The 6770-nt window shown below is 67.5% G+C and carries 6 protein-coding genes; 1 reads left to right on the top strand and 5 read right to left on the bottom strand.

Annotation, left to right across the window (positions count from 1 at the left end):
* Positions 1–47: 47 nt before the first annotated feature.
* The 5 genes from ABIB15_RS14405 to ABIB15_RS14425 all read right to left on the bottom strand — a co-directional run bounded on the left by ABIB15_RS14405 (position 48) and on the right by ABIB15_RS14425 (position 5853).
* The gene (locus ABIB15_RS14405) at positions 48–1037 is read right to left on the bottom strand and encodes a metal ABC transporter solute-binding protein, Zn/Mn family (RefSeq protein ID WP_354480101.1); all 990 of its coding nucleotides are present in this window, start codon (positions 1035–1037) and stop codon (positions 48–50) included.
* An 80-nt stretch (positions 1038–1117) separates the two neighbouring features.
* Positions 1118–2464, bottom strand: a complete 1347-nt coding sequence (locus ABIB15_RS14410; RefSeq protein ID WP_354480104.1) for a dihydrolipoamide acetyltransferase family protein — start codon at positions 2462–2464, stop codon at positions 1118–1120.
* Between the two features lie 19 nt (positions 2465–2483).
* Entirely contained in the window at positions 2484–3551 is a 1068-nt protein-coding gene (locus ABIB15_RS14415; protein ID WP_354480107.1) for an alpha-ketoacid dehydrogenase subunit beta, read from the bottom strand.
* Complete coding sequence (locus ABIB15_RS14420) at positions 3548–4645, bottom strand: thiamine pyrophosphate-dependent dehydrogenase E1 component subunit alpha (RefSeq protein ID WP_354480118.1); 1098 nt, start codon at positions 4643–4645, stop codon at positions 3548–3550. The genes ABIB15_RS14415 and ABIB15_RS14420 overlap by 4 nt, the downstream gene beginning before the upstream one ends.
* A 95-nt stretch (positions 4646–4740) precedes the next feature.
* Positions 4741–5853: a histidinol-phosphate transaminase gene (locus tag ABIB15_RS14425; protein ID WP_354480110.1), complete on the bottom strand. Its 1113-nt coding sequence runs from the start codon at positions 5851–5853 to the stop codon at positions 4741–4743.
* 126 nt (positions 5854–5979) lie between these two features.
* Between ABIB15_RS14425 and ABIB15_RS14430 the strand changes: the two genes are divergently transcribed.
* Positions 5980–6387, top strand: a complete 408-nt coding sequence (locus ABIB15_RS14430) for a phage holin family protein (protein WP_354480113.1) — start codon at positions 5980–5982, stop codon at positions 6385–6387.
* Positions 6388–6770: the final 383 nt, after the last annotated feature.

The raw sequence follows: 6770 nt of genomic DNA on the forward strand, positions 1-6770 counted from the left end.
TCGAGGCGCGTGTTGATTGTCGTTATCAGTATGGCGTATCCGGACACTTAGCCGAGGGCCTGGGATAGGGCATCGAGGTTGTCCGTCATCCAGCCGATGTAGTCGCCGTCCTCCGGCATCGTCTCGGAGAATGACACCACCGCGACACCGGCGTCCTCGGCCGCCTCGCGCAACTGCTCGGTCTCGGGGCCGGTGGTCTGCTCGTTGTAGGCGAGCAGGCTGACGCTGCCGGCCGAAAAGAGGTCGAGGGTCTCCCGCAGCGTCGCGGGCGGAACGTCGGCACCCTGCTCGAAGGCCTCGGAGAAGGCATCCGGGGTCAGGTTCACCAGCCCGATCTCGTCGAGGAGGTAGACGGGGACCGGTTCGGTGACCGCGACGCCGTTGCCCTCGACGGTGGTGCGGAGCTCGGCGGCCCGCTCCTCGAGGCCCGCGAGTTCGCCGATGAACGACTCGTAGTTCTCGACATAGACGGCCTCGTTGGCGGGGTCGAGCGCGCCGAACTCTGCGGCGAGGGCCTCCGCGAGGCTCTCCATCCCATGGAAGCTGTACCAGACGTGCTCGTTGAAACCCTCGATGTGAGCGTCGTCGTCGGCAGCGCGGTCGTCATCGGCGTCCTCGTCATCAGCATCCTCGTCATCCGCGTGCTCATCGGCGCCGTCGAGCAGCCCCGACATCTCGGAGGCATTCACGACGACGGGCTCGGAGGTCGTGATGCCGGCGAGGAGCGTGTCGATGAACGGGTCGTATCCCCCGCCGTTCTCGATCACGAGGTCTGCCTTGGCGAGGGCGAGCTGGTCGCGGGCGGATGCCTCGTAGCTGTGCGGGTCCTGGGTCGGGCCGGTGATGATGCTCGTGACGTCGACGAGGTCACCACCGACGCGGGACGCGATGTCGCCGTAGACATTGGTGGAGGCGACGACCCGCAGCAGGTCGCCGCCGGCCGCGGGCGAGTCACTGGGCGACGCGCATCCGGCGAGAACGAGCGAGGTGGCGGCGACGGAGCCGAGGAGCAGTCCGGTCGAGAGTTTCGGGCGCATGGGGTGAGCTTTCCAACGAGGCTAATGAGTGTCGTTATCAATTATAGCCGGAAGGAACGCACCGGCAAGGCCGGGGAGGGTCAGTCGAGAAGCAGCGCGGGTTCCTCGATGATGCTCGCGACGTCGGCCAGGAAGCGGCTCGCGACGTCGCCGTCGACGACGCGGTGGTCGAAGCTCGCGCCGAGGGTCGTCACGAATCGCGGCCGCACCTCGCCGTCGACGACCCATGGCTTCTGCTTGATCGTGCCGAGGGCCACGATGGCGACCTCGTCGGAGTTGAGGATCGGGGTGCCGGTGTCCATGCCGAAGACGCCGATATTGGTGATCGTGATGGTTCCGCCCGCCATCGCCGCTGGCTGGGTCTTGCCCTCGCGCGCGGTGATGGTCAGCTGCTCGATCGCCCGGGCGAGCTCGATCAGGGTGAGGTCCTGGGCCTCCTTGATGTTCGGCACGATGAGTCCGCGCGGGGTCGCCGCCGCGATGCCGAAGTTCACGTAGTGCTTGACGACGATCTCCTCGTCGGTCCACTGCGCGTTGGCGGTGGGGTTGCGGCGAACCGCCCAGATCATCGCCTTCGCCATGATGAGCAGCGGCGAGACCTTGACGCCGGCGAAGTCGGGGGAGTTCTTGAGGCGCTTGACGAACTCCATCGTTCGCGTGGCGTCGACGTCGACGAACAGGCTCACGTGTGGGGCCGAGAAGGCGCTGGCGACCATCGTCGAGGCGATCGCCTTACGCACGCCCTTCACGGGAATGCGCTCCTCGCGGTCCGTCGCCCACTGCGGGGTCTCGATGTTGCGGAACAGGCTCGCCTGGGAGGCTTCGCGCACGACGTCGTCGCGCGTGATCTCTCCGGCCAGACCGGTCGCGGTGACGGTGGCGAGGTCGACGCCGAGGTCCTTTGCGAGCTTGCGGATCGGCGGCTTGGCGATGATCGCCGAGGCGGATGCCGCTGGCACCGAGCTCGGCCGGGTGGCGGCGCGGGCCGGGGCCTGGGCGGCGGCCGGCTGGCGGTTGCGTCGGGATGCGACGTGGCCCTTGATGCCGTACCCGACGAGCACGGCGCCCGGCTTGTCGTCGTCGGCGGCGATGCTCGCGGCCGTGTCGGCGATGGTCTGCGCCTGGTCGTTGGACGGGGCGGGCGCGGCGGGCGCGGCGGGCGCGGCATCCGGGATCGACGGCATCCCCGCATCCGACACGGAGATGATCGCCGTGCCGACGTCGACCATCGTGCCCTCCTCGACGAGGAGCTTCGTCACGACACCGGCGAACGGCGACGGCAGCTCGACGAGCGACTTGGCGGTCTCGATCTCGACGAGCACCTGGTTGACCGTCACTGTGTCGCCCTCGGCGACCTTCCAGGCGACGATCTCGGCCTCGGTCAGGCCCTCGCCGACGTCGGGGAGGTTGAATTCACGGCTGCTCATGTTCGCTGTCTTTCCGTACCTAGTAGGCCATGGCCCGGTCGACGGCTTCGAGCACGCGGTCGGCGTCGGGGAGGTAGATCGTCTCGAGGCCCGCGGGCGGGAACGGGGCATCGAAGCCCGACACCCGCAGCACGGGCGCCTCGAGGGAGTAGAAGGCGGCCTCGGTCACGGTTGCCGCGATCTCTGACGAGACGCTCACGAAGCCGGGCGCCTCGGACGCGACGACGAGCCGGCCGGTCTTGCGCACCGACGCGATGATGGGGGAGTAGTCGATGGGGGAGAGGGAGCGCAGGTCGATGACCTCGACGCTCGTGCCCTCGGACGCGGCAAGCTCCGCCGCCTGCAGCAGCACCGTCACCATTGCGCCGTGGCCGACCAGGGTCACCTCGCTGCCCGTGCGCACGACCCGGCTCGCGTGCAGGGGCGCTGCGCTGCCGGTGAGATCGACCGGGCCCTTGTGCCAGTAACGGCTCTTCGGTTCGAAGAACATCACCGGATCGTTCGACGCGATCGCCTCCTGGATCATCCAGTAGGCGTCGTTCGGCGTCGAGGGGCTTACGAGGCGCAGGCCCGGGGTGTGGGCGAAGTACGCCTCCGGGCTCTCCTGGTGGTGCTCGACGGCGCCGATGTGGCCGCCGTAGGGAACGCGGATGACAACCGGCATCTGCACCTGGCCCTCGTGCCGGTTCGTCATTTTGGCGAGCTGCGAGGTGATCTGGTCGAAGCCGGGGAAGATGAAGCCGTCGAACTGGATCTCACACACCGGCCGGTAGCCGCGCATCGCGAGCCCGATTGCCGTTCCGATGATGCCGGATTCGGCGAGGGGGGTATCGAGCACGCGCTTCTCGCCGAATTCGGCCTGAAGCCCCTCGGTCACCCGGAAGACGCCGCCGAGCGGGCCGATGTCCTCCCCCATCAGGAGAACCTTGCTGTCGTCGCCCATCGCCTTGCGGAGCCCTGCGTTGATGGCCTTCGCGAGCGGCAGCTCGGCCGTGCCCGCTGGCTTCCGGGCCGGGCGGGGCGCCTCGCCGTCGCGGGATCCCGCGTGGTGCGGAGCGTCGGTATTCGTGATGAGTTTCTCGCTCATGAGTCCGATCCCATCGATGCTTCGTAGTCCTCGAGCCACTGCTTCTGCGCCGCGGTCACCGGGTGCGGGTCCGAGTACACGTGATCGAACATCTTGTCGGTCGACGGGGTGCCGAGCTCGTACGTGCGAGCGCGGATGTCGGCGGCGAAGTCCTCCGCCTCTTCGTCGACCTCGGCGAAGAAGGCGTCCCCCTCGCCGCGCGACCTCAGCCACGTCTCGAAGCGCGTGATCGGGTCGCGGGCAATCCAGGACTGCAGCTCCGCATCCGTCCGATACTTCGTGGGGTCGTCCGACGAGGTATGCGCTCCGACGCGGTAGGTCAGCGCCTCGATGAATCGGGGGCCGGCGCCGCTCCGCGCCTCGTCGAGGTTCTTCGCCGTCACGGCGAAGCTCGCCAGCACGTCGTTGCCGTCGACCTGCACACCCGGGATGCCGAAGCCGCTGGCGCGCTGCACGAGCGGCACCCGCGACTGCACACTCACCGGCACGGAGATGGCCCAGTGGTTGTTCTGCAGGAAGAAGACCTGCGGAGTCTGGTAGCTCGCCGCGAAGACGAGCGCCTCGTTGAGGTCGCCTTGGCTCGTGGCCCCGTCACCGAAGTAGACGATGACCGCCTCGTCCTTATCGGGGTTCCCCGTCGCGTGCAGCCCGTCGAGGGCGATGCCCATCGCGTAACCGGTGGCGTGCAAGGTCTGCGAGGCGATCACGAGGGTATAGAGGTGGAAGTTCTTCGACTCGGCGGGGTTCCAGCCGCCGTGCGTCGTGCCGCGGAGCAATCCGATGATGCCCAGCACATCGACACCGCGCACCATGGCGACGGCGTGCTCGCGGTAGGCCGGGAAGATGTGGTCGTGGTCGCGTGCGGCCCGGGCGGAGCCGACCTGGGCGGCCTCCTGGCCCATGCTCGGCACCCAGAGTCCGAGCTGGCCCTGGCGCTGCAGGTTCGCCGCTTCGACGTCGAAGCGGCGGATGACGACCATGTCGCGGTGAAACCGGCGCAGCTCGTCGTCGCTGAGTTTCTCGATGTACGGGAGGTACTCTTCAGCGGTGGCGCCGCTCTGCATGACGCCATCGGCGGAGAGCAGCTGCACCATCTCGACGGATTCTGCCACGGTGACCTCGCAGTCCTGTTAGTTCCCTGGGCTGTGCGCAGTGGAGTCCGGTCGTCGGGAGGACCGACGTCAAGGTTCTAATCTAGCCCGGTCCGGGCATGCGCCGTTGGTAGGGTCTGCACAACCTCTTGGGCCGCCGCTAGGAGTTTGCCCACAGATTCGGCCTCTCCAATCGAGACCCGCAGCCCGTCGGTGCCGAGTGCGCGGGCAACGATCCCGTGCTTGAGGAAGATCTCGGCGGCGGCGGCGGTGTGATCGCCGGTCGCGAACCAGACGAAGTTGCCCTGGGGATTCGGGATGCTCCAGCCCTGCTCGAGGAGTGCCCGCCAGACCTCGTCGCGCAGCGCCGAGATGCGCGCGACACGCTCGAGCAGCAACTCCTCGTTGTCGAGTGCTGCGATCGCCGCGCGCTGCGCCGGCTCGATCACCGACAGCGGGATCGCGGTCGTACGTGCGGCGTCGAGCACGTAGGCCGGCCCGATCGCGTAGCCGAACCGCAGCCCGGCAAGCCCATAGGCCTTGGAGAAGGTGCGCAGCACGACGAGGTTCGGGTAGTCCTCGAGAAGGCCGATGCCCGACACCGCAGACGGGTCGGTCACGAATTCGGCGTACGCCTCGTCGAGCACGACGAGCACGTTTCGCGGCACGGTCCCCATGAAGTCCGCGAACGCATCCGCCGATACCGCAGCGCCGGTGGGATTGTTGGGGGAGCAGACGAGGATCAGGCGGGTTCGCGCGGTCACCGCTGCTGCCATCGCCGCAAGGTCGTGGCTGCCGTCGGTCTCGTCGATCGGCACCGTGACACTCGTCGCGCCCGCCACCGTGACGAGCCCAGGGTAGGCCTCGAACGAGCGCCAGGCGTAGACGACCTCGTCGCCGGACCCCGCGGCAGCCTGGATGAGCTGGGCAAGAATCGCAACGGATCCGGCCCCGACGTGCACCGACCGGGGGTCCACACCGTGGCGCTGCGCGATGCGGGCGCGCACGGCGCTCGCGCTGCCGTCCGGATATCGATTGATGGATGATTCGGAGATCGCCCGAAGGATCGCGTCGATCGGCTCGAACGGGTTCTCGTTCGACGAGAGCTTGAAGGCGTCGTCGGGGGCCGGTTTGCCCTGCCGGTACGCGGCCAGCGCGAGAATCTCAGGCCGCAGTTGCACCGGGGACTGGTCGCGATCGCGGGAGTTCACCGTCCGATTCTAGGGTGGGCGCCTGTGCTGAACTTCGCTGGCGCTGTGGGGCGGCGAGGCCGCGGTGCGTGGCCGCTTCCGCGCGGCACCTTTGCACCCGTGCCAGAGCACGGGCATCATTGTGAAATGAGAAGATTCCTGGTCAGGCTCGTCATCAACGCGATCGCCCTCTGGCTCACCACGCTGATCGTGGCGGGCGTGCGGGTCGTGTCCTACGAGCCGGGCGACACAACCGCGAGCGTGCTGACGTTCTTGATGGTCGCCCTGGTCTTCGGAATCGTGAACGGCGTAATCGGCAACTTCATTCGGATCGTCGCGTTTCCCCTTTACATCCTCACCCTGGGTCTCATCGCTCTGGTCGTGAACGGACTCCTTCTCCTGCTCGTCGCCTGGATCAGCACGCTCATCGGGTTCGGCCTCGAAGTCGATGGATTCTGGTGGGGCGTGCTCGGTGCGCTCGTCCTGGCGCTCATCAGCTGGATCATCGGCATCATCGTGCGACCCATCGTTGGGCGCGACGAGTTGCGGCGGTAGAGCCCGGACCGCTCCACGGCCGACTCCTCGCGACAGGGTCGTCTCCTGCGCGGGGTCTCTTCTTCTGCGCCGGTCTTCTTCCGCACAGGGTGTTCTCCTGCTCAGGGTCGTCTCCTGCTCAGGTCTCTTCCTGCTCAGGTCTTCTCGTGCTCAGGTCTTTTCCTGCTCACGGTCTTTTCCTGCTCATGGTCTTCTCCTCCCCACCTACTGTGGACAAATACTTATCCCCATCAGCCGTTTCCCCTTTCGAAAGTATGTTCGAAGTGGGAGAATTGTGGCATGGACCACCTCCCGAACACGCTCCGCGAGACCGCCGACACGGTCGCCGCGCTCGGGGCGTCCGCGGGGGAGTTCACCGCGCTGGACAACGCGTCGCTGTTCGC

Origin of the sequence: Marisediminicola sp. UYEF4, assembly GCF_040546025.1 — a bacterium.
GTDB lineage: Bacteria > Actinomycetota > Actinomycetes > Actinomycetales > Microbacteriaceae > Marisediminicola.

Coding starts and splice junctions, on each gene's coding strand:
- ABIB15_RS14420 (WP_354480118.1), bottom strand. CDS start 4,645: ATGGTGCAGCTGCTCTCCGCCGATGGCGTCATGCAGAGCGGCGCCACC.
- ABIB15_RS14430 (WP_354480113.1), top strand. CDS start 5,980: ATGAGAAGATTCCTGGTCAGGCTCGTCATCAACGCGATCGCCCTCTGG.
- ABIB15_RS14415 (WP_354480107.1), bottom strand. CDS start 3,551: ATGAGCGAGAAACTCATCACGAATACCGACGCTCCGCACCACGCGGGA.
- ABIB15_RS14405 (WP_354480101.1), bottom strand. CDS start 1,037: ATGCGCCCGAAACTCTCGACCGGACTGCTCCTCGGCTCCGTCGCCGCC.
- ABIB15_RS14410 (WP_354480104.1), bottom strand. CDS start 2,464: ATGAGCAGCCGTGAATTCAACCTCCCCGACGTCGGCGAGGGCCTGACC.